The 22822-nt window shown below is 52.8% G+C and carries 23 protein-coding genes; 11 read left to right on the top strand and 12 right to left on the bottom strand.

Annotation, left to right across the window (positions count from 1 at the left end; all coding sequences use genetic code 11):
* Positions 1-2040: a TonB-dependent receptor family protein gene (locus HMPREF3119_RS04935; protein WP_070578693.1), complete on the top strand. Its 2040-nt coding sequence runs from the start codon at positions 1-3 to the stop codon at positions 2038-2040.
* A gap of 48 nt (positions 2041-2088) precedes the next feature.
* Here the strand turns inward: HMPREF3119_RS04935 and HMPREF3119_RS04930 are convergent, their stop codons facing one another.
* Positions 2089-2805: a Crp/Fnr family transcriptional regulator gene (locus HMPREF3119_RS04930; protein ID WP_004237524.1), complete on the bottom strand. Its 717-nt coding sequence runs from the start codon at positions 2803-2805 to the stop codon at positions 2089-2091.
* A 96-nt stretch (positions 2806-2901) separates the two neighbouring features.
* On the opposite strand from HMPREF3119_RS04930, the gene HMPREF3119_RS04925 reads away from it, so the two are divergent.
* From HMPREF3119_RS04925 to HMPREF3119_RS04900, 6 genes are all read left to right on the top strand, one after another.
* On the top strand, positions 2902-3984 hold the full coding sequence (locus tag HMPREF3119_RS04925; protein ID WP_070578690.1) for an ABC transporter substrate-binding protein: 1083 nt from the start codon (positions 2902-2904) through the stop codon (positions 3982-3984).
* Complete coding sequence (locus HMPREF3119_RS04920; protein WP_049241796.1) at positions 3984-5003, top strand: FecCD family ABC transporter permease; 1020 nt, start codon at positions 3984-3986, stop codon at positions 5001-5003. The genes HMPREF3119_RS04925 and HMPREF3119_RS04920 overlap by 1 nt, the downstream gene beginning before the upstream one ends.
* Positions 5000-5740 carry an ABC transporter ATP-binding protein gene (locus HMPREF3119_RS04915; RefSeq protein WP_070578687.1) on the top strand — a complete coding sequence of 247 codons (741 nt, stop codon included), beginning with the start codon at positions 5000-5002 and terminating at the stop codon, positions 5738-5740. Before HMPREF3119_RS04920 ends, HMPREF3119_RS04915 begins: the two co-directional genes overlap by 4 nt.
* Positions 5741-5778: 38 nt before the next feature.
* Positions 5779-6126, top strand: coding sequence for a cupin domain-containing protein (locus HMPREF3119_RS04910; protein WP_004239406.1), 348 nt, complete (start codon positions 5779-5781; stop codon positions 6124-6126).
* Positions 6127-6129: 3 nt separating this feature from the next.
* Positions 6130-6900 (top strand): class I SAM-dependent methyltransferase, encoded by a 771-nt coding sequence (locus HMPREF3119_RS04905; RefSeq protein WP_004239408.1) that lies wholly within the window; start codon positions 6130-6132, stop codon positions 6898-6900.
* Between the two features lie 135 nt (positions 6901-7035).
* Positions 7036-7818, top strand: a complete 783-nt coding sequence (locus HMPREF3119_RS04900) for an ATP-grasp domain-containing protein (protein WP_015422699.1) — start codon at positions 7036-7038, stop codon at positions 7816-7818.
* A gap of 160 nt (positions 7819-7978) precedes the next feature.
* Here the strand turns inward: HMPREF3119_RS04900 and HMPREF3119_RS04895 are convergent, their stop codons facing one another.
* Genes HMPREF3119_RS04895 through HMPREF3119_RS04880 form a run of 4 tightly spaced genes read right to left on the bottom strand, consistent with a single transcriptional unit; the run spans position 7979 to position 10568 of the window.
* Entirely contained in the window at positions 7979-8425 is a 447-nt protein-coding gene (locus HMPREF3119_RS04895; RefSeq protein ID WP_004239412.1) for a YcgN family cysteine cluster protein, read from the bottom strand.
* A gap of 35 nt (positions 8426-8460) precedes the next feature.
* On the bottom strand, positions 8461-9117 hold the full coding sequence (locus HMPREF3119_RS04890) for a fumarylacetoacetate hydrolase family protein (protein ID WP_070578685.1): 657 nt from the start codon (positions 9115-9117) through the stop codon (positions 8461-8463).
* Positions 9118-9151: 34 nt separating this feature from the next.
* Positions 9152-10246: a lytic murein transglycosylase gene (locus HMPREF3119_RS04885; RefSeq protein WP_024472999.1), complete on the bottom strand. Its 1095-nt coding sequence runs from the start codon at positions 10244-10246 to the stop codon at positions 9152-9154.
* Positions 10247-10283: 37 nt separating this feature from the next.
* Positions 10284-10568, bottom strand: a complete 285-nt coding sequence (locus tag HMPREF3119_RS04880) for a YcgL domain-containing protein (RefSeq protein ID WP_015422698.1) — start codon at positions 10566-10568, stop codon at positions 10284-10286.
* Between the two features lie 159 nt (positions 10569-10727).
* Between HMPREF3119_RS04880 and minC the strand changes: the two genes are divergently transcribed.
* Genes minC through minE form a run of 3 tightly spaced genes read left to right on the top strand, consistent with a single transcriptional unit; the run spans position 10728 to position 12570 of the window.
* Positions 10728-11438, top strand: a complete 711-nt coding sequence (minC, locus tag HMPREF3119_RS04875) for a septum site-determining protein MinC (RefSeq protein ID WP_036417551.1) — start codon at positions 10728-10730, stop codon at positions 11436-11438.
* Positions 11439-11460: 22 nt separating this feature from the next.
* Entirely contained in the window at positions 11461-12273 is an 813-nt protein-coding gene (gene minD, locus HMPREF3119_RS04870; protein WP_004237510.1) for a septum site-determining protein MinD, read from the top strand.
* Positions 12274-12276: 3 nt separating this feature from the next.
* Positions 12277-12570 (top strand): cell division topological specificity factor MinE, encoded by a 294-nt coding sequence (minE, locus tag HMPREF3119_RS04865; RefSeq protein ID WP_004237509.1) that lies wholly within the window; start codon positions 12277-12279, stop codon positions 12568-12570.
* Between the two features lie 52 nt (positions 12571-12622).
* Here the strand turns inward: minE and rnd are convergent, their stop codons facing one another.
* The 5 genes from rnd to HMPREF3119_RS04840 all read right to left on the bottom strand — a co-directional run bounded on the left by rnd (position 12623) and on the right by HMPREF3119_RS04840 (position 19298).
* On the bottom strand, positions 12623-13768 hold the full coding sequence (gene rnd / locus HMPREF3119_RS04860; protein WP_062771685.1) for a ribonuclease D: 1146 nt from the start codon (positions 13766-13768) through the stop codon (positions 12623-12625).
* A gap of 146 nt (positions 13769-13914) precedes the next feature.
* Positions 13915-15606 carry a long-chain-fatty-acid--CoA ligase FadD gene (fadD, locus tag HMPREF3119_RS04855; RefSeq protein WP_036414727.1) on the bottom strand — a complete coding sequence of 564 codons (1692 nt, stop codon included), beginning with the start codon at positions 15604-15606 and terminating at the stop codon, positions 13915-13917.
* Between the two features lie 304 nt (positions 15607-15910).
* The gene (locus tag HMPREF3119_RS04850; protein WP_004237505.1) at positions 15911-16501 is read right to left on the bottom strand and encodes a Slp family lipoprotein; all 591 of its coding nucleotides are present in this window, start codon (positions 16499-16501) and stop codon (positions 15911-15913) included.
* Positions 16502-16586: 85 nt separating this feature from the next.
* Complete coding sequence (tsaB, locus tag HMPREF3119_RS04845; protein WP_036417553.1) at positions 16587-17288, bottom strand: tRNA (adenosine(37)-N6)-threonylcarbamoyltransferase complex dimerization subunit type 1 TsaB; 702 nt, start codon at positions 17286-17288, stop codon at positions 16587-16589.
* Between the two features lie 84 nt (positions 17289-17372).
* Entirely contained in the window at positions 17373-19298 is a 1926-nt protein-coding gene (locus HMPREF3119_RS04840) for a DNA repair helicase YoaA (RefSeq protein ID WP_015422697.1), read from the bottom strand.
* Positions 19299-19398: 100 nt separating this feature from the next.
* Between HMPREF3119_RS04840 and HMPREF3119_RS04835 the strand changes: the two genes are divergently transcribed.
* A complete protein-coding gene (locus HMPREF3119_RS04835) occupies positions 19399-19743 on the top strand; it encodes a RidA family protein (protein ID WP_004237501.1) in 345 nt (114 codons plus the stop codon).
* Positions 19744-19910: 167 nt separating this feature from the next.
* Here the strand turns inward: HMPREF3119_RS04835 and lsrK are convergent, their stop codons facing one another.
* Positions 19911-21506: an autoinducer-2 kinase gene (gene lsrK / locus HMPREF3119_RS04830; RefSeq protein WP_004237500.1), complete on the bottom strand. Its 1596-nt coding sequence runs from the start codon at positions 21504-21506 to the stop codon at positions 19911-19913.
* A gap of 85 nt (positions 21507-21591) precedes the next feature.
* Positions 21592-22542: a transcriptional regulator LsrR gene (gene lsrR / locus HMPREF3119_RS04825; RefSeq protein WP_046024608.1), complete on the bottom strand. Its 951-nt coding sequence runs from the start codon at positions 22540-22542 to the stop codon at positions 21592-21594.
* Positions 22543-22822: the final 280 nt, after the last annotated feature.

Below are 22822 nucleotides of genomic sequence, written 5' to 3'. Positions count from 1 at the left end.
ATGCAGAACAAAATCACCCGCCGCAGGCTGACACACTGCCTCGCGCTCTCACTTACTGCCGGTGTCTCCGCTGCGGCAGCGGAACCCGCACCGGACACCCTTATTGTCACCGCCGCAAAGCAAAGTCGTCTCGCGCCGGATGCCGCGCAGGAAAAAGAAAAACTGGAGAATGTCGCGGGCGGCACCAACCTGATTATGGTTGAAAAAGATACCCGGCTGGCGACGCTGCATGATGCACTGGATTATCAGCCCGGCGTGCTGGTGCAGAATTTCTTCGGCGGTATTGATCAGCCACGGCTGAATATCCGCGGCTCCGGTGTGCAAAGTGCCCCGCTGGCACGCGGTATTCTGCTGATGCAGGACGGGCTGCCGGTCACCGATGCGGACGGCAGTTTCCATATCAGCACCCTGGAAATGCGGGATGCACGGATGATCAGTGTCCGGCGCGGCGCCAACAGCCTGAATCCGCAGAGTAACAGCCTGGGCGGCGAGCTGGATCTGATTTCCTATACCGGCCGTGACGAAGGCGGACGCCTGCGCTATGAATACGGTTCTTACGGCCGTGAAGGTTTGCAGACCGCCTTCGGCGGCGTATCGGATGACGGTCGTTTCGACGGACGCATCAATTTCACATATGACCATTTCGACGGCTACCGCAAACACTCCTCATCACAGCGCAAAACCGTGCGCGGTAACTTTGGCTATACCGGTGATAATTTTGAAAACCGCACTTCCCTCAACTGGACCGATCTGCGCTTTGATGTCGCCGGGCCGGTCTCTGAAGCCGTGCTCGACAGTGATCCGACAGAGGTTTACCCGATGGTCTGGCTGCGGGATCCGCACCGCAATGTGGAGCAGTTCCGTGCCGCCAACCGTTCGGACTGGCAGATCGATAATCAGCGCATCAGTGCCGGTGTCTGGTATATCCGTACCCACGATAATTTCACCACCCCGGCCTATTACCGTTTCAGTCAGAGCCACAGTGAAGGTATGCAGCTGGGCTGGCAGATGGAAACCGAGCCGGTCTCCTGGCGGGCAGCACTGGCGGCTGATCATATGAGCCTGGAAACCGATCTGATGCAGAACCGGCGCGGCACAAAAATGGACAAAACACCGATTGGTAAGTTTGACGGCAAAGCAGACAATATTTATGCCTCTGCCGGTGCCGGTATTCATCTGACACCGGATCTGACCCTGAATCTGGATCTCAAAGCCACCCATGCACGGCGGGATACGGAAAAGCGCAACAGTTCCGTTTCACTGGATCAGAGCTGGTCCTTCTGGACCCCCAAAGCCGGGGTGATCTGGCGTCCGGCGGATAACCAACGCTGGTTTGCCAACGTCAGTGCCAGTCAGGAGCCCGCAACCTTCCATGAAATCATTAATTCCTCTGACGGCCGCCTGATAAAACTGGATCCGCAGAAAGGCGTGACGTTTGAAATCGGCGGTGACGGTGATATTACCGAACAGCTGAAATGGAATGTGGCGCTCTACCGCAGCTTTATCAAAGATGAATACATCACAACTTATGATTCAGAGGGAAATATCACCGGCGTCTTTAATTATGCCGCCAAAACCCGTCATCAGGGGCTGGAAGCAGGAATTAACGGCGTGATCCCGGCGGGTCCCGGAGATGTGGAATATAAGCTGGCCTGGACGTGGAATGATTTCCGTTTTATGGGCGGTGAATATAACGGCAATTATATCGCCGGGATCCCGCGTAATATTGTCTCGGCGGAAGTGCTGTACCGGATCGGCGACTGGCGTTTCGGCCCGAATATTCACTGGGCACCGACCGACATGGCCGTCGATCACGAAAACCATCTCAATATTCAGAAGCGCAAACACTATGCGGTGCTCGGGCTGAGAGGCACTTATCAGCCTGCGGATAACTGGTCGCTCTATATGTCAATGGATAACCTGACCAACGAACACTATGCGACCACCTCTGTAGCGAACCGCTCAGTCACCGACAAAGACAGCACTCTGTTCCCGGGGATGGGATTCAGTGTCAACGGCGGTATCACCTATAATTTCTGATCTTACTGATATAAGAAATCCCCGCCCGGCGGGGATTTTTTTATTTATTCAGAACGGGCGCTGCGCCGGGATAGCCAGTTCCGCCAGATAGGATTCATTGGTGATCCGCACCGCGTCTTTATCAATTCCGATAAACGCTTTCTGCCGCCAGCCGGAAAACAGGCGGCTGAGAGTTTCATAACGAACACCCAGTTTTGCGGCTAACTGCCCGCGCGATAACGGCAGCACCACACAATCCGATTGCTGGCACCGTTTCAGATCCAGCAGATAAGCTGCCAGCCGCTGCTCTGCGGAGCTGGAGGTCAGCCAGTCGATATGGTTGATATTCTCATACAGCTTCAGGCTGAACCGTGCCAGTAACTGCGCCATAATTGCCGGACAGGCATGACACAGCCGTAAAATCGCCTGTTTATCCAGCATCAGCGCGCAGCTGTCTGTTCTCGCCCGCAGACTCATCGGGAAGCGATTGTGCGGCATAAAGACAGCAGCAATCGCCACCAGCTCACCGGCGGTAAACATACCGAATACTTTCTCTTCACCCGACCAGGTGTGACGGAAAACATCAATCTGCCCGCTGATCATCAGCGGACAGGCTTTTACTGTCTCCCCTTCACGACTAATCAATTCCCCCGCCGCAAACTGACGATGTGTGCTGTCTGCCAGTACCAGCGTCAGATCATCATCCTCTGCCGCCTGAAATAACGGGCACGACCGGAGGATCGCCATTTGCTGTGCGGGGGCAAGGGTCTTTTTGACAAATGTCATAGGGTTTTCCTCTCAGTGCGGCCAGAATAAATGCAATTATAAATGATAACCAATCGCATTATCAATTTAATCATAAAATAAAAGGCGAATAACCTTATGATTAGTAATAGATTTACATTATTGCCGGTACTGTTTTTTACCTGCACAACAGCAGCTTATGCCGCAAAAGGTCCCGTGCATTTTACCGATATGTCACAGCAGAATATTGAACTCGCCGCTCCGGCACAGCGGATTGTGGTGATCCCGATTCCTGCCGCCTCCATGCTGGTCAGTGTTGATGAGAGCAGCAAACGGCTCGCCGGGATGCATCCCTTTGCCGGTGTCGCTGCCCGCGACGGCATGCTCAGTGTGATGTTTCCGGATGTGCTCTCTGTACGCAGTGATGTGGTGGGGAATGATTTCGCACCGAATATTGAAGCCCTGCTCTCGGTTAACCCGGATCTGGTCTGGCAATGGGGACACCGGGGCGATGACATTATCACGCCGATGCGCAATGCCGGTCTGACCGTTGCCACGCTGGATTACGGCAAAGAAGCCTATACACAGGAGTGGCTGACCCTGATGGGGAAAACCCTCGGCAAAGAAACCAAAACGGACGGGCTGATTGCCTGGCGCAAACAGGTGATCAACCAGCTGGAAAACAGTGTTGCTGCGATTCCGGAAGACAAACAACCGCGTGTGCTCTATCTCTCTCATTTTAAACAGAGTATCCAGACTTTCGGATCCACGTCTCATAACAATGCGGATTTTGCACTCGCCGGGGGTGTCAGCCTCAACCGTGACCTGACCGGGCCGCGCACCCTGAATATCGAGCAGATTCTGGTGTGGGATCCGGACATTATCCTGCTGGGCAATTTTGAGGCCGGACTGGCACCCGCTGATATTTATAACAATCCGATGCTCAGTGATGTGACCGCGGTAAAGAATAAACGGGTCTATAAACTGCCGATCGGCGGCTTTATCTGGGATGCGCCAAATCAGGAAACGCCGCTTTACTGGCAGTGGCTGGCTCAGATTTTTCATCCGGAAAGTGCGGCATTTCCGCTGCGGGAAGAGATCCGCAAACGCTATCTGCAACTGTACGGCTATTCTCTAACCGATGAAGAAACAGACCGTATTTTACAACTCGATCTGAACCGGGAAGGCCGTGATTATCTGACACTGATGGGGCGGCCGTGATGCGAAAATCCCGTCTGCAATGGTGCCTGTTATCCGCCCTGCTATTACTGACCATCGTGCTCGCGCTGTGTGCCGGGCGCTATGCGGTCTCTGTGACAACGGTTCTGCAAATTCTGGCGGATACCCTGACCGGACGCAGCCCGTCTGCAGAATACAGCCGCACCGCTGAAAATGTGGTGTTATATGTCCGTCTGCCGCGCATTCTGATCGCCGGGCTGGCCGGTGCCGGGCTGGCGGTTGCCGGTGCCGCATTACAGGGCATCTTCCGCAACCCGCTGGTAGGGCCGCAGATTATCGGTGTTTCATCCGGCGCAGCGCTGGGCGGCGCACTGGCCCTGCTGCTTTTCTCCTCTTTATTTATCACTATCAGTTTTGCCTTTCTCGGCGGTCTGCTGGCCATTGTGCTGGTCTTTTTACTGGGGCTTAACCGGCACGGCAGCAGTCTTCTGATGCTGATCCTTGCGGGAGTGATTATTAACGCTTTTTTTGCCGCCCTGATTTCGCTGATCACCTATTTTGCGGATCCGAATAATACCCTGCAAACCATCGTGTTCTGGCTGATGGGCAGTTTTGCCACTGCAACCTACCTGAAAGTGAGCGTGTTACTGCCGGTTGTTATCATTGCAGGCGGGATTATTTTTGCCCTCCGCTTCCGCATCAATGTGCTGTCCCTCGGCGGGGAAAACGCACAGGCACTGGGGCTGCCCGTCACCGCAACCCGCTGGACTATCCTGGTCTGCGTCACGCTGATCACCAGCGCCACCGTAGCCGTTTCCGGCACCATCGGCTGGGTCGGGCTGATTATTCCGCATATCGCGAGACTGATCAGCGGACATGACCACCGCGTCCTTCTGCCCGCCAGTGCCCTGACCGGTGCGATTTATCTGATCGCCGTCGATACCCTGGCGCGCAGTATGACCAGTGCGGAGATCCCGCTGAGTGTCATCACCGCACTGATCGGGGCACCGATTTTCGCCCTGCTCATTCACTCCATGAATAAAAAGGTGGCAGACCTGTGATCCGTGTTAATCAGCTCAGTTACCACACCGGCAAACGTCCGTTATTTGGCGGACTGACATTCCGCCAGCCGCCGGGCACTATCGCCGCTATTCTCGGCCCGAACGGACGCGGAAAAACCACGCTGCTGCGCCTGCTGCTCGGCCTGCAAAAAGGGGCAACCGGCACTGTGCAGCTCAGTGCACCGGCAGCCTATGTGCCGCAACTCAGCGGTGCGCTGTTTAATTACTCTGTCCGCACCATGGTCAGCCTCGGCAGGGTTCGCCATCTTCCCTGGTATGCATCCCCGTCCCGCCGTGATCATGACATCACCGACCAGGCAATGGCTGACCTCGGATTAACCCGGTTTGCGGACACTTCATTTAACCTGCTCAGCGGCGGTGAAAAACAGATGGTGATGATTGCCCGCGCACTGGCCGGTGAACCGGACATTCTGATCCTGGATGAACCCACTTCCGCGCTGGATCTGGCAAATCAGGACACGGTTCTTTCCGTTCTGAAAATGCTGGCCGCCGAACGCGGCAAAACCATCCTGTTTACCAGCCATTATCCGCAGCATGCCCTGCATATTGCGGATCACTCACTGTTACTGTTTGACGGCACACAGGCGCAGTTTGGTCAGACACCCGCACTGCTGACTGAAGAGAACCTGGGAAAACTGTATCAGCTTCCGGTTTCTGTCGTGCCGGTTAACCACCCGCACCGGCAGACCTGCGGTGTGATCCCGTTGTTCCGCTGAACCCATTTATTACCTGATTAACCATAAGGATATTTATTATGAGCAATAACACGATTACCCCGGCAGAAACATTAGTGATTGCCGACCTGGTCAGCTACACCGAACAGGGTATTTCCAGCCGTGTTCTCGCCAAAAACGGCGGCGGCAATATCACTCTGTTTGCCTTTGATAAAGGCCAGGCGCTCTCTGAACACAGCGCTCCGTTTGATGCCATTGTGATGATTGCCGAAGGTTCACTGATCCTGACTATCGCCGGAAAACCGGTAACGGCAAAACCCGGGGATATTGTCCGTATGCCGGCCAATATTCCTCATGCTGTGGACGCACCGGAGCGGGCAAAAATGCTGCTGGTGATGTTACGTGAACCGGAAAACAAACAGGACTGAATAATGGAAAGCACACATACTGGTCATGAAGCCGGACACAAATTTCTGGCGCGTCTGGGTAAAAAACGCCTGCGCCCGGGTGGCCGCACCGCCACAGAATGGCTGCTGACACACAGCGGGTTACAGACTGACAGCCGGGTGCTGGAAATTGCCTGCAATATGGGTACCACCGCGATTGAAATCGCCCAGCGTTTTCAGTGTCATATTACCGGCATTGATATGGATAAACAGGCACTTGCCAATGCGAGGAAAAATATCCTCGCTAACGGGTTGTCGCACCTCATCACCGTGCAGGAAGCGGATGCCTCAAAACTGCCGTTCCCGGATAATCATTTTGATGTGGTGATCAATGAAGCCATGCTGACCATGTATGCGGACAAAGCCAAAGCCCGTCTGTTACAGGAATATCTGCGGGTACTGAAACCCGGCGGCCGTCTGCTGACCCACGATATCGCGCTGACAGAGCGGCGTGAGGATGAGTGTGTCACGCAGGAAATGCAGGCTGCCATTCATGTCAAAGCACAACCGATGCTGAGTGATGACTGGCTGGCACTGTTCCGTGACGCGGGTTTCCGTGATGTGATCCGCTCGGAGGGTGCGATGACACTGATGACACCAAAAGGTATGCTGCACGATGAGGGACTTGCCGGCACACTGAAAATCATCCGCAACGCCCTGAAAAAAGAGAACCGCCCGCAGTTTTTACAGATGTTCCGCCATTTCCGGCAGAATCGTGATCGCCTGCGCTATATTGCCGTTGTCAGTACAAAATAATAAGCAGTGAGGAATGTCGTGAAAAATGCACCGGATATTTTTTTCCGGTGCACTTTTATCTGTTTCCGGGGCAAAGAATTGTTACCATGATGAAAAATGCTGCCCGTCACCGGGTTTGATATTCAGAGGAATGATATGCAAATTATTTATCCTGGATACTACACCGGCAACTATCTGCCTGACGACACCTTTGCTGAGGAATATCGCTGTGCACAGCAACAGGGGGTTTCCTGTCTGTTACTTGACCAGGAAGCGGTATCTGACGGTAAATACCGCTTTTCCGGCAATATTTCAGCTGACAGCCCGGTAATCTGGCGCGGGTGGATGCTGACCGGAAAAGAATACCGGCACTTACATCATGCTGTTACGACCTGTGGCGGTAATATGCTGGTGTCCCCTGAGGAATATTTGCAAAATCATCATATTACCGGCTGGTATGATTTTTGCCGTCATTATACAGCAGAAACAATCTTCACAACCGAAGATGCTGATTTCGATACCCTGACCTCACAATTAAAGTGGCCGGGGTATTTTGTTAAAGACTATGTTAAATCACTGACCACATCACGCGGATCACTTGCTGCAAACGCTGATGAGATCCGCGAAATTATCCGGCTGATTTTTCGCTACCGGGGACAAATTGAAGGAGGTATCAGCCTCAGGCACTATGAATATTATAAAACTGACAGCGAACGCCGCTATTTTGTGCTGAATGGTCAGGCTTTCTCTGCTGATGATAATATCCCGCCTGTTGTCCGGGAAATTGCAGATATCATTACCACACCTTTCTTCTCTGTGGATATTACGGAAAATACAGCCGGTGAATTACGTCTGATAGAAATCGGCGACGGTCAGGTCTCCGATATAAAAGAATGGGATACTGAAAAATTTATTACTCTGTTTTCTGGTGCTGACTGAGATTACATTTCGTTATGGCTCACTCACAACACATAACCTATCCATCAAAACTAAACTTAAATATGCCATGTTTCAAATGTATAATAAATATTTATTGCGGAACAGATGGAGCACGTCAGCGCAAAATGCCCCATCTATGTCCCGCGTTGTAAACAATCAGTTATAACCCGCCTTCGGGCTTATTCAGGATATGGTCTTCCCAGTTCTGTACCACGCTTTCGGTGACGGCTATGTGGCGGACGGTAATGCCCTTCTGGTGCATCAGGGATTTGGATCCGCTGATTAGCGGGTGCCAGGGTAATAACGGCTTGCCTTCCATGACCAGACGGTAAGCACAGGTCATCGGCAGCCAGGCGTCAAATGTCGGCAGATTTTCCCGCGTCAGTTTGATGCAGTCCGGCTCATAGCGGAAACGGTCTTCATAATGACGGCACTGGCAGCTTTTAATATCCAGCTGGTTGCAGGCCACATCGGTGAAATAAATTTCATCGGTGTCTGCGTCCATCAGTTTCTGCAAACAGCATTGCCCGCAGCCATCACACAGTGATTCCCACTCTTCGTCACTCATTTCATCGAGGGTTTTCACCGTCCAGAATGGTTGAGACATGTTCTTTTTTCCTTTTACTTCGTGGCTGACCCGTTTCAGATAACCCGCGTGGTCAGCATGTGATCATTTACAGAGATTTTCAGCATATCGCCTGATACCAGCGGTCCGACACCTTCCGGTGTGCCGGTCAGGATAATATCCCCCGGACGCAGTGTAAAATAGCGGGACATATAGCTAATCAGCGGTATCACCGGCGTCAGCATTTCGCGGGTGTTTCCCTGCTGGCGCAATTCATTATTAACGGTCAGGCTCAGCGTGACATTCTGCGGATCCGGGAATTCATTGACCGGAATAAACCCGGACACCGGCGCAGAGCCGTCAAATGCCTTACTTTTTTCCCACGGCTGCCCTGCCGCCTTTAATTTCATCTGCACATCGCGCAGTGTTAAGTCCAGCGCGACACCAAAACCGGCAATCGCCCGGGCACAGCGATCTTCATTGGCCTGTTTCAGCGGTGCACCGATCAGAACCGCCAGTTCGGTTTCGTGATGCACTTCACCGAACTCTTTCGGAATGGCGACCGGCTGACGCAGGTCGCACAGTGCTGTTTCAGGTTTAATAAAAAGAAGGGGTTCTGCGGATGCCTGTGATTTCATCTCCGCAACATGCTTTGCATAATTCAGCCCCACACATACCACTTTCCCGACCGGAAAATCCAGGAGAGCGCCCTGCCAGTCACGATGCTGATACATAGTCTTACCCCTTTAATTTATTATTCTGTTGACATCAGCGGATTTCCGCACCGACATTATCTGCCATCAGCGAAACGCTGAGTGCAAAGAAGTACGAGCGGTTCCAGTGCATGATGGTGATAAAGTTCTGTGTGACCAGATACACCCGCTCCTGCTTATCTTCCGGTACGACTAACCACATAGGGGTCGATTCCGGCAGATTTGCCTGTGCAGGGAGTGTTACACCCAGGGCCTTCCACTGCGCCAGTGTTTTACTCTGGTTTTTCTTTGTTCCCTCAATGCTGCGGTCAAAGCCTGCAGGAACAGTCACTTCATATCCCCACGGCAGCCCTTTTACCCAGCCTTCAGTAGCCAGATAATTCGCCGTGGAAGCAAACACATCCGCTTTGTTATTCCAGATATCCACCACGCCGTCACCATCACCGTCCACGGCATAAGTCAGATAGCTGGTCGGCATAAACTGGTTCTGTCCCATCGCACCGGCCCAGGAGCCTTTCAGCTGCTGATCCGCCGGGATATGGCCCTGGTCGATAATCTGCAGTGCTGCGATAAACTGTTTAATAAACATCTCTTCGCGGCGGCCTTCATAGGCCAGGGTTGCCAGGGCGGAAATCACATCTTCTTTACCCTGATAACGACCGAAACCGCTTTCCAGTCCCCACAGGGAGACAATATATTCCTGCGGCACGCCGTAACGCTGACTGATACCGGATAACAGCGCCGCATTGGCATCATGCTGTTTAACTGCAGCGCTGACTGCGCCTTTGGTCACACGGCGGGCCAGGTAATCATCCAGTGTGACTTTTTTCTCAGGCTGGTTTTTATCAGACGTTATAACACGTTCGATAAAATGAAAATTCTCAAAAGCGCGGGTCAGTGTGGATTCTTTAATACCCTCCTGACGCGCCATCACTTTCAGCTGCTCAGCATAGGCCGGAAATTGTTCTGCTGTCCGTGAGTCAGCCGGAAATTCCCGCTGTAAATCCGCCACGGACAACCGTGCAGCGGCCGGCTGCTGCACTGCCGGAGCATCAGCCGTTAATTTGGCCGGTGATACCGGAGTCTGAGATGCACTGCATGCCGTCAGCGATGCCGTAATAATCACGGCGCTTAATAATGTCAGGCGCATAGCGATATCCTTTCTGGTTATTTCGCGGGGATTATTATTAGGATTTATCCTGAATATTCAGTGTATCCCGGTATTCTGATAACAGATCTTCCACCGGTGGCGGGAACTGCAGATAATAACCGGCATCTGTCAGTTCCTGTTTCACTTTCTCAATATCCGCATTGGCCAGTTTATCGCGGTTTGCAAGGTTGATCAGCATGCTGAAGACGGGCTTGCCGAAACTTTTCAGCAACTCTTCCGGGACACGGGAAAAATCATCTTTCTTTTCGATGAACAAATAGGTTTGATCGCGGTTCGGACTTCTGTAAATTGCACACAACATTGGAATTATCCCGTTTAAATCAAATCGTGACTTGCCAGTAAATGGCACTAACTATAACATGCTATTGTTTTTGATAATATCGTTACCCGGCATTGCGTCGCTGCAATGCAATTTATATATGGCTGAATAGCGGGCCGCTAATTATACTGAGTCGGACAGATGTCACCATCGCCAATTGATCTTAAAGGCAGTAACTTCACACTTTCGGTTCTTCATCTGAATAATGAGGATCCTCAGATTATTGAACAGGCTGTGCGCGAAAAAGTCAGCCAGGCGCCGGCCTTTTTCCAAAATGCTCCTGTTGTGCTTAATGTCAGCCAGATTTCATCCGGCGCGAACCTGAAAATTATCTGCCGTGCCGTCACTGACGCCGGTTTGCGGATTGTCGGGATCAGCGGCTGTCAGGATGAGAAAATGCGCCGGGCCGCAACCCGAAGCGGGCTTCCGCTGCTCAATGAGGGCAAGAGTGCCCGTGTTGCTGAACCGGAAGCGCCGGAGCCTGAAACACCGGCAGTATCATCCGCCGCAGATTCATCCTGCCGGAAGACCCGGCTGATTAATGTGCCTGTCCGTTCCGGCCAGCGCATTTATGCCCCGAACAGTGACCTTATCGTGACCGCCAATGTCAGTGCGGGCGCGGAACTCATTGCGGATGGTAATATTCATATTTACGGGCTGATGCGCGGACGTGTGTTAGCCGGTGCGGCAGGTGATACGGAAAGCCAGATTTTCTGCACCCATCTGCATGCGGAACTGATTTCTATCGCCGGACAATATTGGCTGAGTGATCAAATCCCGGGCGAATTCGCCGGGAAAGCGGCCAAACTCAGTCTGGTTAATAATGAACTCACTATCAACAATCTAATATAGACCTTTAACAAGGAATAATTCCATGGCACGCATTTTAGTTGTTACTTCAGGTAAAGGTGGCGTAGGCAAAACCACTTCCAGCGCGGCCATAGCGACCGGCCTTGCCCAGAAAGGAAAGAAAACCGTTGTGATCGATTTTGATATCGGTCTGCGTAACCTTGACTTAATCATGGGGTGTGAGCGTCGCGTCGTGTATGACTTCGTGAACGTTATTCAGGGCGATGCCACACTAAATCAGGCACTTATCAAAGATAAGCGGACTGAGAATTTATTTATCCTGCCTGCTTCGCAGACCCGCGATAAAGATGCACTGACCCGCGAAGGCGTGGAGAAAGTGCTGAACGAATTAGGTGAGATGGACTTTGATTTCATCATCTGTGACTCCCCGGCAGGGATTGAGAGCGGCGCACTGATGGCGCTCTATTTTGCTGATGAAGCCATTATTACCACCAACCCTGAAGTTTCATCTGTCCGTGACTCTGACCGTATTCTCGGGATCCTGTCCTCCAAATCCCGCCGTGCGGAACAGGGACAGGAGCCGATTAAAGAGCATCTGCTGCTTACCCGTTACAATCCGGGCCGTGTCAGCCGCGGTGATATGCTGAGTATGGAAGATGTGCTGGAAATCCTGTGCATCCCGCTTATCGGTGTGATTCCGGAAGATCAGTCTGTTCTGCGTTCATCCAACCAGGGTGAGCCGGTGATTCTGGATCAGGAATCAGATGCAGGTAAAGCTTATGACGATACCGTCGCCCGTATTCTGGGTGAAGATCGTCCTTTCCGTTTCATTGAGGAAGAGAAAAAAGGTTTCTTAAAACGCTTATTCGGGGGGTAAACCATGGCGCTGTTAGACTTCTTCCTGTCGAGAAAAAAACCGACAGCTAATATTGCAAAAGAACGTTTGCAAATCATTGTTGCAGAGCGTCGCCGCGGTGAATCTGAACCGAATTACCTTCCGGATCTGAAACGCGATTTACTGGCAGTTATCTGCAAGTATGTTCAGGTCGATCCGGAGATGCTGTCTGTCCAGTTTGAGCAGAAAGGCGATGATATATCCGTTCTTGAACTGAACGTCACGCTGCCTGAAGGCGATGAAGGCACGAAGAAAGACGAGACTGCAAAAAAAGAGTAGTTTTAGTGACTGATAATAACACGGCGGGTTACCCCGCCGTGTTTTTTGCTGTTTATTCCCCGGAGACAGCACTGACCTCAATACCGGCAACCACCTCTGCCAGAACAGTCTCCAGCAATGGTTTACGCCAGCCGTTCAGCAGTTCCGGCTCTTCGGATGACGTTTTAAATCCCCACACTTTATTCAGATACTGGTTAATCTGACGGCGTGATGCCAGCAGCTCCGGACTGAATTGTTCCGCTTCGCTCAGCTCAGTAATGCGTGCTTTAATCGCCTTAAATGTTTTGCGGTATAACGGATGATCGGACACATTTTCCACCGGAGCCGGATAATCAGCCTCATTCAGTGCACGGCTTTCTTCCGTTAACGCCAGCAGGCGTCTGCCGTGACAGCGGATTTCCTGGCCGGTCAGCCCCAGTCCGTCCAGCTCGCCCAGCGAGGTCGGCATATAACGCGCCACTTTCCACAGATGTTCTTCACGTACCACAAAATTGACCGCCATATCACGCTGACGCGCCTGTTCCAGCCGCCATTGCGCCAGTTTCTGTAAACAGGCCAGTTGCTGCGGACGCAGTTGTGCGGCACCGCTGAAATCGCGGTAAGCTTCCGCCGGGTCAGTCTGGGTAATACGGCGCTGCGCCATCATGGCACACTCTTCTTCCGCAGAAGCCAGGTAACCGGCCGCACGGACTTTTTCTGTCAGTTTTTCCGCCAGCGGCAACAGGTAATACACATCCGCCGCTGCATATTCACACTGTTTTTCTGTCAGCGGACGCGCCAGCCAGTCAGTGCGGGATTCACTTTTATCCAGGGTAACACCGAGGTAGGTTTCCACCAGCGTGGCAAACCCGCAGGAGAGCGGATGCCCGGTAAAGGCGGCCAGCACCTGGGTATCCACCAGCGGCTGCGGCACACATCCCATGCTGTTGAAAAAGACTTCGATATCCTCACTTCCGGCATGGAGATATTTGATCATATCCGGTGCAGCCAGTAAGGTTTTCAGCGGTGTCCAGTCAGTGATCCCCAGCGGATCGACCAGTGCGAGATGCTCCCCGTCATAAAGCTGAACCAGACCGAGATGCGGATAATAGGTTCGTATCCGGACAAATTCGGTGTCCAGAGCAAGATAAGGTTTGCCGGTAACCTGTCCGCAATAGGCGGCAAGGTGTGTATCGCTGGTAATCAACTGATAATTCAAAACAACTTCTCTTAGTCTTTGACGACGTGGTTAAGTGATGTGATACAGAATAATTCAACAGATCAGAGTATTTCAATCAATAGTCGTAACAGAACAGATAAACGCCGGTTTTAACCGGCGTTATTATTCTGCGGCCTGATGTGGTGTCATGCAACCGGCTGAACATCCGTTTTGTGCTTTTCCTCATCGCGCAGTTCGCGGCGCAGAATTTTACCGACATTGGATTTCGGTAATTCATCACGGAATTCAATGATTTTCGGGACTTTATAACCGGTCAGATAACGGCGGCAGTGCAGACGCAAATCATCTTCTGTCAGTGATTTATCTTTACGGACCACAAAAATCTTCACAGTCTCACCGGAGCTTTCACTCTCCACGCCGATAGCAGCACACTCCAGCACTGCCGGATGCAGCATGACCGCATCCTCAACTTCATTCGGATAGACGTTGAAGCCGGACACCAGAATCATGTCTTTTTTGCGGTCAACAATGTGCAAAAAACCGTTCTCATCAAACTGCGCGATATCCCCGGTGGCGACCCAGCCATCTTTCAGCACTTCAGCGGTGGCATCCGGGCGGTTCCAGTACCCTTTCATCACCTGCGGACCACGGACCCACATTTCACCCGGCTGCCCTTCCTGTACATCCGTGCCGTCATCATCCAGCAGGCGGATCTCAGTGGACGGTACCGGGAATCCGATACTGCCGCTGTAACTTTTCAGGTTATGCGGGTTGCCGGCGACCAGCGGGGAGCATTCTGTCAGCCCGTAGCCTTCCAGCAGATGTTTGCCGGTCAGTTTTTCCCAGTTTTCCGCCACTGCTTTCTGCACCGGCATACCGCCGCCGACAGAAAGATTCAGGGTGGAGAAATCGAGTTTGTGAAATTCCGGATTGTTGATCCAGGCATTAAACAGGGTGTTTACCCCGGTAATAGCCGTGAACGGGTATTTGCTCAGCTCTTTAATCGTTCCGCTGACATCACGCGGGTTAGTGATAAGCAGATTACGGCCGCCGATTTCAATAAACAGCAGGCAGTTCACTGTCAGTGCAAAGACGTGATACAACGGCAGTGCGGTGACAATCAGTTCTTTGCCGACATTCAGCTCCGGAATATAGGCCGCCCGCGCCTGCTCAAGGTTTGCCAGCATATTGCGGTGGGTCAGCATCGCGCCTTTAGCCACCCCGGTGGTACCGCCGGTGTATTGCAGAAATGCCAGGTCTTCACGGTGAATTTCCGGTTTGACATACTGCATGCGGTAACCCTGATGGATAGCGCGGCGGAATGAGATAGCATCCGGCAGGTTATATTTCGGTACCAGACGCTTGATATATTTGACCACAAAATCCACCAGCGTGGCTTTCGGACGGGAAAGCTGATCACCCATACGGGTCAGGATCACATGGCGGATTGGCGTGTTATAAACGATTTTTTCGAGGGTGTGTGCAAAATTGGAAACAATCACAATCGCGGCACAGCCGCTGTCATTTAACTGATGTTCTAACTCTCTTGGTGTATAGAGGGGGTTGACGTTCACCACCACCATCCCTGCCCGCAGGATCCCGAATAAGGCTATCGGATACTGCAGTAAGTTCGGCATCATCAGCGCGATGCGATCCCCTTTTTTCAGCCCCAGTCCGTTTTGCAGGTAAGCGGCAAATGCGCGGCTTCGCTCTTCCAGTTTCCGGTAGGTCATCACCTCGCCCATATTGATAAAGGCGGGCTGGTCCGCAAAGCGCGATACCGCATTCTCCAGCATCTCTGCCATTGAGGCATAGGTGTCAGGATTGATATCTGCCGGGACATCTTCCGGATAGTGTTTAAGCCAGACTCTTTCCAAGGTTTTACTCCTGATTATTGCTGCTCATCTCATGACCCGCCGGTGTTAACAAAATATTTACACAAATAAAGTATTTACATAAAACGGCGTTTTCGGATAATTTTTCTGTTTCAGGTTGAGAGTCACATCACTAATTTGTTTTATAAAGCCAGATAACAATCGAGGCGGCAAATGCCGCCTCTTAATCTATTCACTGTAACAAGCTGAGGATAATCATTCCTGCTTATCGTCACGGGCGGGATTATACACTCAAATCCGCATTTATGCTGAACTTTAAGGTTACCGTACCCGCAAATCCGCGCGATTAAGGTACTAAATAATCCTGCACCACTGCCGGTCCCGGCGGATAATACCAGCCGCCGCCATAATAGCCGCCGCCGTAGTACCCGTTATGCCAGCGCCACGGATCCGGACCATACACCGGCGGCGGCATAATCACCTGCCGTGCCTGGTGCCAGCGCTGGAAACCAGTGACATCAATCACCGGGAAAGTATAAGGAACATCGCCTATCTTACCGGCTTGTGTACCGTTCATCAGCCCGACCACCGTGACATACTGGTCGCGGAAGTTATCCGGCTCCATAAAACTGTTGATCCGGGCATACATCCGGCCGGTGATCGTTGAACCGAGGAATGGCGCACCGGTGCTGTTCAACGGCATCACCGCGATTTCCAGCTGTGTCATATCCGGCTGATTCTGCACGCTGAGTACCCGCCCGCCGAAACGCGCTTCCATCCCTTTGTAAGCCTGCGGCGCTTTCTGAACGGCCTGAAAATCCGTCAGCATCGTGGTGCCGCTGCCCTTAATGGATTCCGGTACTGTGGCGCAGCCGGCCAGCGCCAGTGATAAAATCACAACACCATACTTCAGACTGCCCCGTAAGCGATTCATCATGATATGAGCTCCTGTGACGGATAGTATTCATTTATTGTGGCTGATGATTGCCGGTTCAACAATTGACACAGGCTATTTTTTTACGTTATTCCCGGCCCGGTAATTTCTTCCAGGTCACTTCGTTGCGCAAATACACCGGCTCTGCCGATTCAGGGGCAGATGTTTCCCCGCGGCGCAGTGCATTCAGTGCAGGCGGCAGCATATCCTGTGCATGCGGCAGCGTAATCTCTGTCATTTGTGTGCTGAGGGTCAGCGTTTCCTGCATCTGCGGATACGCCGCCCAGCCGGTGCCTGCCAGTCCCCATTCGCCGGTGAGTGCGGCACAGCGGGTGACAAAATCAGCCGGTTTCAGCACTGCTTCCGCCAGTTCCTGCCGGAAAATACCCTGCTCATCACGGACATACGCCGCGCAGTACACTTCATCCATGCGGGCATCAATGGCAACCAGCACACGGGAGAGCCCGGCAGTACGGAAAACCCCTTCCGCCATGGTTTCCAGTGATGAGACACCGATCATCGGCAGCTCAGCGCCCAGCGCCAGACCCTGCGCGATCCCGACACCAATCCGCACGCCGGTAAAGCTGCCCGGCCCCTGACCAAAGGCCAGTGCATCAAGATCACGGAGAGAGAGATTCTGCTGTGCCAGCACCGCCTGCACCATCGGCAGAATGCGCTGTGTGTGTTCGCGGGGGGTGACGGCAAAATCGGCGGTGATCTCACCATTGTTGTAAAGTGCAACAGAACAGGCTTCTGTTGCTGTATCTAAGGCTAAAATTCGGCTGGACATGCCATAACTCCGGCAAATAAATAAGGTTTATGGTAACAAAAAAATCACGGTAACAGTGACTTTTATTGCGAAACTGATTCAGTGTTATTCCGCTGTGCGGCGCTGTGACTGCCGTGCTGCCAGAAATTCCGCAGCTTTGGTCAGTGAACGGGTCCGTGGCGACGGCGGCAGACTTTTCAGGAAGATTTCCCCATAAGGCCGCATAACAATCCGGTTATCACAGATCACAATCACGCCGTAATCCTCCGTATCACGGATAAGCCGCCCGACCCCCTGTTTAAGGCTGATCACCGCATCCGGGATCTGAACATCACGGAACGGATCGCCACCGCGTACCTGACAATCTTCCATGCGTGCTTTCAGCAGCGGGTCATCCGGTGCGGTAAACGGCAGTTTGTCGATGATGACACAGGTCAGTGCATCACCGCGCACATCCACCCCTTCCCAGAAACTGGCGGTGGCCACCAGCAAGGCATTACCGGAGGAGATAAAATCACGGAGCAGCTGTGTTTTACTGGTTTCCCCCTGCACCAGCACCGGCAGTGTCAGTGACTGGCGGAATTCAGCGGCGAGATCACGCATCATCTGGTGTGAGGTGCATAAAAAGAAACAGCGGCCACGGTTATGGTTGATCAGCGGGCGCAGTTGTTCCGCCAGCTGTTTTGCCGCACCGTACTGATTCGGCGACGGCAGAAAACGCGGCACACAGAGCAGAGTCTGTTCCTGATAATTAAACGGGCTCGGCAGGATCAGGGTTTCGGCGTTATCCAGCCCGAGGCGGCGGGTAAAATGGTGCAGATCATCATTCACCGACAGTGTCGCGGATGTAAATACCCACGCCATTTTCTGATTACTCATCATTTCGCGGAATTTGTCTTCCACGGTCAGCGGTGTCAGTGCCAGCAGGAAATGACGTCCATAGCTTTCAAACCAGTAACTGTAACCGGGGATGGAAACATCTTTCAGCCGTTTGAGCCGGTTGCGGTACAGGGTCGCCCGTTCAAACGCCGCATCCAGCATGGCAGAGCGGCCGAGAGAGAGCTTCATCACGTCATAACAGAGTTCCAGAGCATCATCGAGCAAGGTGAGCGCCCGCTGAAACTGCGGCTGTGCCAGCAGTTCCCGCAGATTACCGCGAAAACCGGTATCACCGAGTGCCAGCCGGAAATCCTGCACACTCATCGTCAGGCGATCCGCACATTTCTGTAACTGCGCCTGGTCACGCAGCTCGCTGCGGTAGGCTAATGTGATATCGCGGGTTAGATCAAATAACTGACGGCTGCTGAGCTGCTGACCGAAATACTGACTGGCGATATCCGGGATCTGATGCGCCTCATCAAAAATAATCACATCCGCCTCAGGGATAAGCTCCCCGAAACCGGTGTCTTTCACCACGCGATCCGCCATAAACAGATGATGGTTGACCACCACCACATCCGCTTCCAGTGCCTTGCGCCGGGCTTTCAGTACAAAGCATTCTTTATACTGCGGACAGTCGCTGCCGAGGCAGTTATCGTTGGTACTGGTGATCAACGGCCAGACCGGGCTGTCTTCCGGAATATCGTGACAGGTGGTGATATCCCCCAGTTCAGTCGCTGTTGCCCAGCGCCGCGCCGCCACTATCTGCGTGAGCGTTTCCGGCTCCATATTGATATCGCCGAGAGTCTGCTGCTCCAGCCGCTCCAGACAAAGATAGTTCGAGCGCCCTTTGAGCAGCGCCACCCTGCCGTCATAATCCAGCGCCTGAATAATGGTGGGGAGATCGCGGTTATAGAGCTGATCCTGCAACGCTTTGGAGCCGGTGGAAATAATAGTTTTCTTTCCGGCACGCAGCGCGGGTACCAGATAGGCAAACGTTTTGCCGGTCCCGGTTCCGGCTTCCGCCACCAGTTGCCCCTGCGTTTCAATTATCCGGCTGATCGCCGCCGACATAGTGACCTGGGCTTCCCTCGGCTGAAAACCGGGAATGACACGGGCTAAGCGGCCGTTTTTTGCAAAATCGTCTGACACGCGCGTTCTCTTCTGACAAAATAGGCGCTAATTATGCCAAGGGTTGAGCAATAGCACCACCTTGCCGTGTAAGAAACTGGATATATTTACAGGAGAGAGAATGACAATTCAGCGAATTGATCCGGAAGACCGCTGGTCTGAAGCGGTTGTACACAACAACACCGTTTATTACACCAGTGTTCCGGAAGATCTGAGCGGCGATATTACTGCCCAGACCACCAGTGCCCTGCACGCGATCGATAAAATTCTGGCCCGCGCCGGTTCAGATAAAAGCAAAATCCTCGATGCGACCATTTTCCTGGCAGACAAAGCCGATTTTGCCGGTATGAATACCGCCTGGGATGCATGGGTCGCGAAAGGCAGTGCGCCGGTTCGCTGCACCGTGGAAGCTGCTCTGATGCACCCGGATTATAAAGTCGAAATCAAAGTGATCGCAGCAGTCTGAGTGTTGAAAAAAGCTCTGCCGGTCAGGTACTGAGCCGGTAACGGGCAAAGGAAACGAAAAGCATGCGAGCCATGGATGGCGAGCCTGAGCGTACAGGGACTGTATTCACAGCGACTTTTCGTTTTTGCCCGTTAACGGCCCTCTCCGGAGCCGGATTATACCTCCGGTTATTTCAGCCCCGGCGCCTTCCACATCGATGTTGTCAGGCCAGAATCCACCAGCGAAAGCTGATCCGCATATACCTTCTGCCAGTTCTGTTTGGCTTTGTCATAAACCTCGCGGTGTGCCGGATTTGGCTGATACTCATGCTGCCACTGCACCAGACGCTCACCCGCCGTCACCATATCATCATATAACCCGACACCCGCTCCGGCGGCGATCGCACACCCCAGCGCCGTGGCTTCTTTGACAACTGGTACCCGTACCGGCACACCGGTAACATCCGCCAGGATCTGGCTCCACAGTTTGCCTTTCGAACCACCACCGGCGAACACCAGTGAATCCGCTTTCACACCACTGAATTTTGCAATCAGATCAAGATTGAGGGATGAAACAATCGCTGCGTTCTCCTCCAGTGCGCGGAACAGCGAGGCTTTGTTACTCTTTTCCGCATCAATGGAGAGGTTAATAAAGGAAGGCGCAGCGTGATACCAGGATTTAAAGCGCATCACATCGGAGAAAATCGGCATAATACCGTGAGAGCCAGCAGGCACACGGGCCGCCATATCTTCCAGTAATGAGTAAGTGTCCACGCCGAGACGTTCAGCGATAATTTTTTCTTCCGCGCAGAACGCATCACGGAACCAGCGCATCGTCAGGCCGGTAAAAAAACTGATGGATTCCGCCTGTACCATCCCCGGGATCACATGTGGGTTGATGCGGGTATTCATATCCGGATCGGTGACCGGTGCCGGTAAATTCACCACCTGCTGCCAGAACGTGCCGCCGAGCACCGCAGTTTGTCCTGCTCTGACCACGCCCAGCCCGAGACAACCCAGCTGAACGTCCCCGCCGCCCATCACCACCGGCGTGCCTTCTGCCAGACCGGACTCTTTCGCGGCATTCGCTGTGATATAGCCCAACACGGTACCGGTTTCTTTAACCGGAGAGAGAATATCCGCGCGCAGCCCGGCCATTTCCAGCAGGCCAGGCCGCCAGTCACGGGTTTTCAGATCCAGCATCCCGGTGGTACCGGCATTGGAAGGATCAACTGCCAGCTCGCCGGTCAGTTTGCAGGCCAGCCAGTCGCTGATCATAGTGAGTGTGCCCGCCTGACGGTAGATATCAGGCCGGTGATGTGCCAGCCACAGCAGACGCGGCATAGCACCGAGGGCTAAAGTCTGGCCGGAGCACTGATAAACATCATATTCAAAAGTGTTATCGTACAGCTCTTTTAATTCACTGACTTCATGGCTTGAGCGCGCATCCACGTTGGCACATGCCCAGATCGGTTCGCCGTTGCGGTCATACAGTACAATGCCTTCACGCATTGAGCAGGCCGCCACCCCGGCAATCGCCGAAGCAGGCAGACCGGCATTTTTCAGCGCCAGCGCAATACAGTGACACGCCAGCTGCCAGTTCACCGGCAGATCAAATTCCATCGAGCCCGGTACATCCGGCAGCTCATTGTGACGCCACTCCGCCTGTCCGACCGCCACCTGATTGCCGTGAAGATCAAAAATAACGGCTCTGATACTGCCTGTTCCCGCATCCAGCGCCATCAGGTATTTTTCTGATGAGCCGCTGCCCGTAATCTGATTCATGTCGCCATCCTCACAAATTCAATTGGACTGATACCGTTACACCATGAAATACAGCGTGATTTTCGTCTGCGGGACAGTCAGTGCATCAGGTTAATAATGTCAGCATCACCCGTGCCGTCTGCTCGTCTGTCACCAGGGAGTTGATATAGCCCCCCAGCAGTGCCGCCACAATCACCTCGGCCTTTTCCTCACCGCCCGCCACTCCGACCACCGTCGGAATATTTTTCAGTTCTGCGGGGGTGATACCGATAAGTTCGCGGTGCATCTCCACTTCTTCTGTCAGTTCCCCTTCGCGCCCGATAAAGTAGCCGAGGATATCCCCGACCGCCCCGCGCCGTGCCAGCATCAGTTGCTCACCGCTGCTGATATAGCCGGAACGCATAATGGTCGCATCCTGTTTCTGATTCACAGCGCCCAGGCCGACAACGGCAATATCAGCTGCACTGGCTGCCATCAGCACATCCTGCACGCTGCGTTCCTGACGGAATGTCGCTGCCACTGCGGCACTTGATGCCCGCAGCGGTGCCGGAATAATGCTGACCGGGCAGTTGGCATCAAGCTGGCCGATGCCGGTCATGTACTGCCCGACGCCGCCGGAGAGAGTCACCAGACGGATCTGCTGCGAAGAGACAAACCCGCTCAGATGCTGCAATGTCGCCATTGCCGCCTCCCCAAACCCGACTGCCAGCAACTGGCCGGGCGAAAGCTGAGACATCAGCAGATGTGCACCGGCCACGCCGAGGCGGGTATGGATCTCCGGGCCGTTCAACGCCGGGAGTATGCGAATTTGTTTTAACGAAAATCTTTTTTTCAGAATATCTTCAAGTTCAAGGCAGCCTTCAAACCGGGAATTTATCTGTACCCGGATGACGCCGGACTGACGTCCTTTTTCGAGCAAACGCGAAACTTTCAGCCGTGTCAGACCGAGCAGATCCCCGATATCTCCCTGCGTGAGACCATCGTGGTAATAAAACCAGGCAATACGGGCCAATAACTCTTCTTCATTCATACTAAGTCCTGAGGCGTCATAGTCCATCGAAGAAACGGAGCTTACCGGGGCTGCTTTCGTGTTTTTTGAAACTGTTGTCATGTGAACTTTTGTTTTCCGTTTTTACAGATAAGCACCTTTTACAGAAATCTGCCAGAGGTGCAGGCCAAAATTTTGAACAAATTCTAACGCAGATCTGATTTTTTCACAAAATATGGCCGAAATATTGTCTTATTTGATTTTTATGGCTTACATTTATGAACAAATGTGTTTATAAATTATAAATGTTCATTTTATTGATGTTTTCTTAACCACATAACATCCGGCA

It is taken from the genome of Morganella sp. HMSC11D09 (genome assembly GCF_001807955.1).
GTDB classification, from domain to species: Bacteria; Pseudomonadota; Gammaproteobacteria; order Enterobacterales; family Enterobacteriaceae; genus Morganella; species Morganella morganii.
Note: the sequence above shows the minus strand (reverse complement) of the source record. Positions and strands in the feature narration are given on the sequence as shown.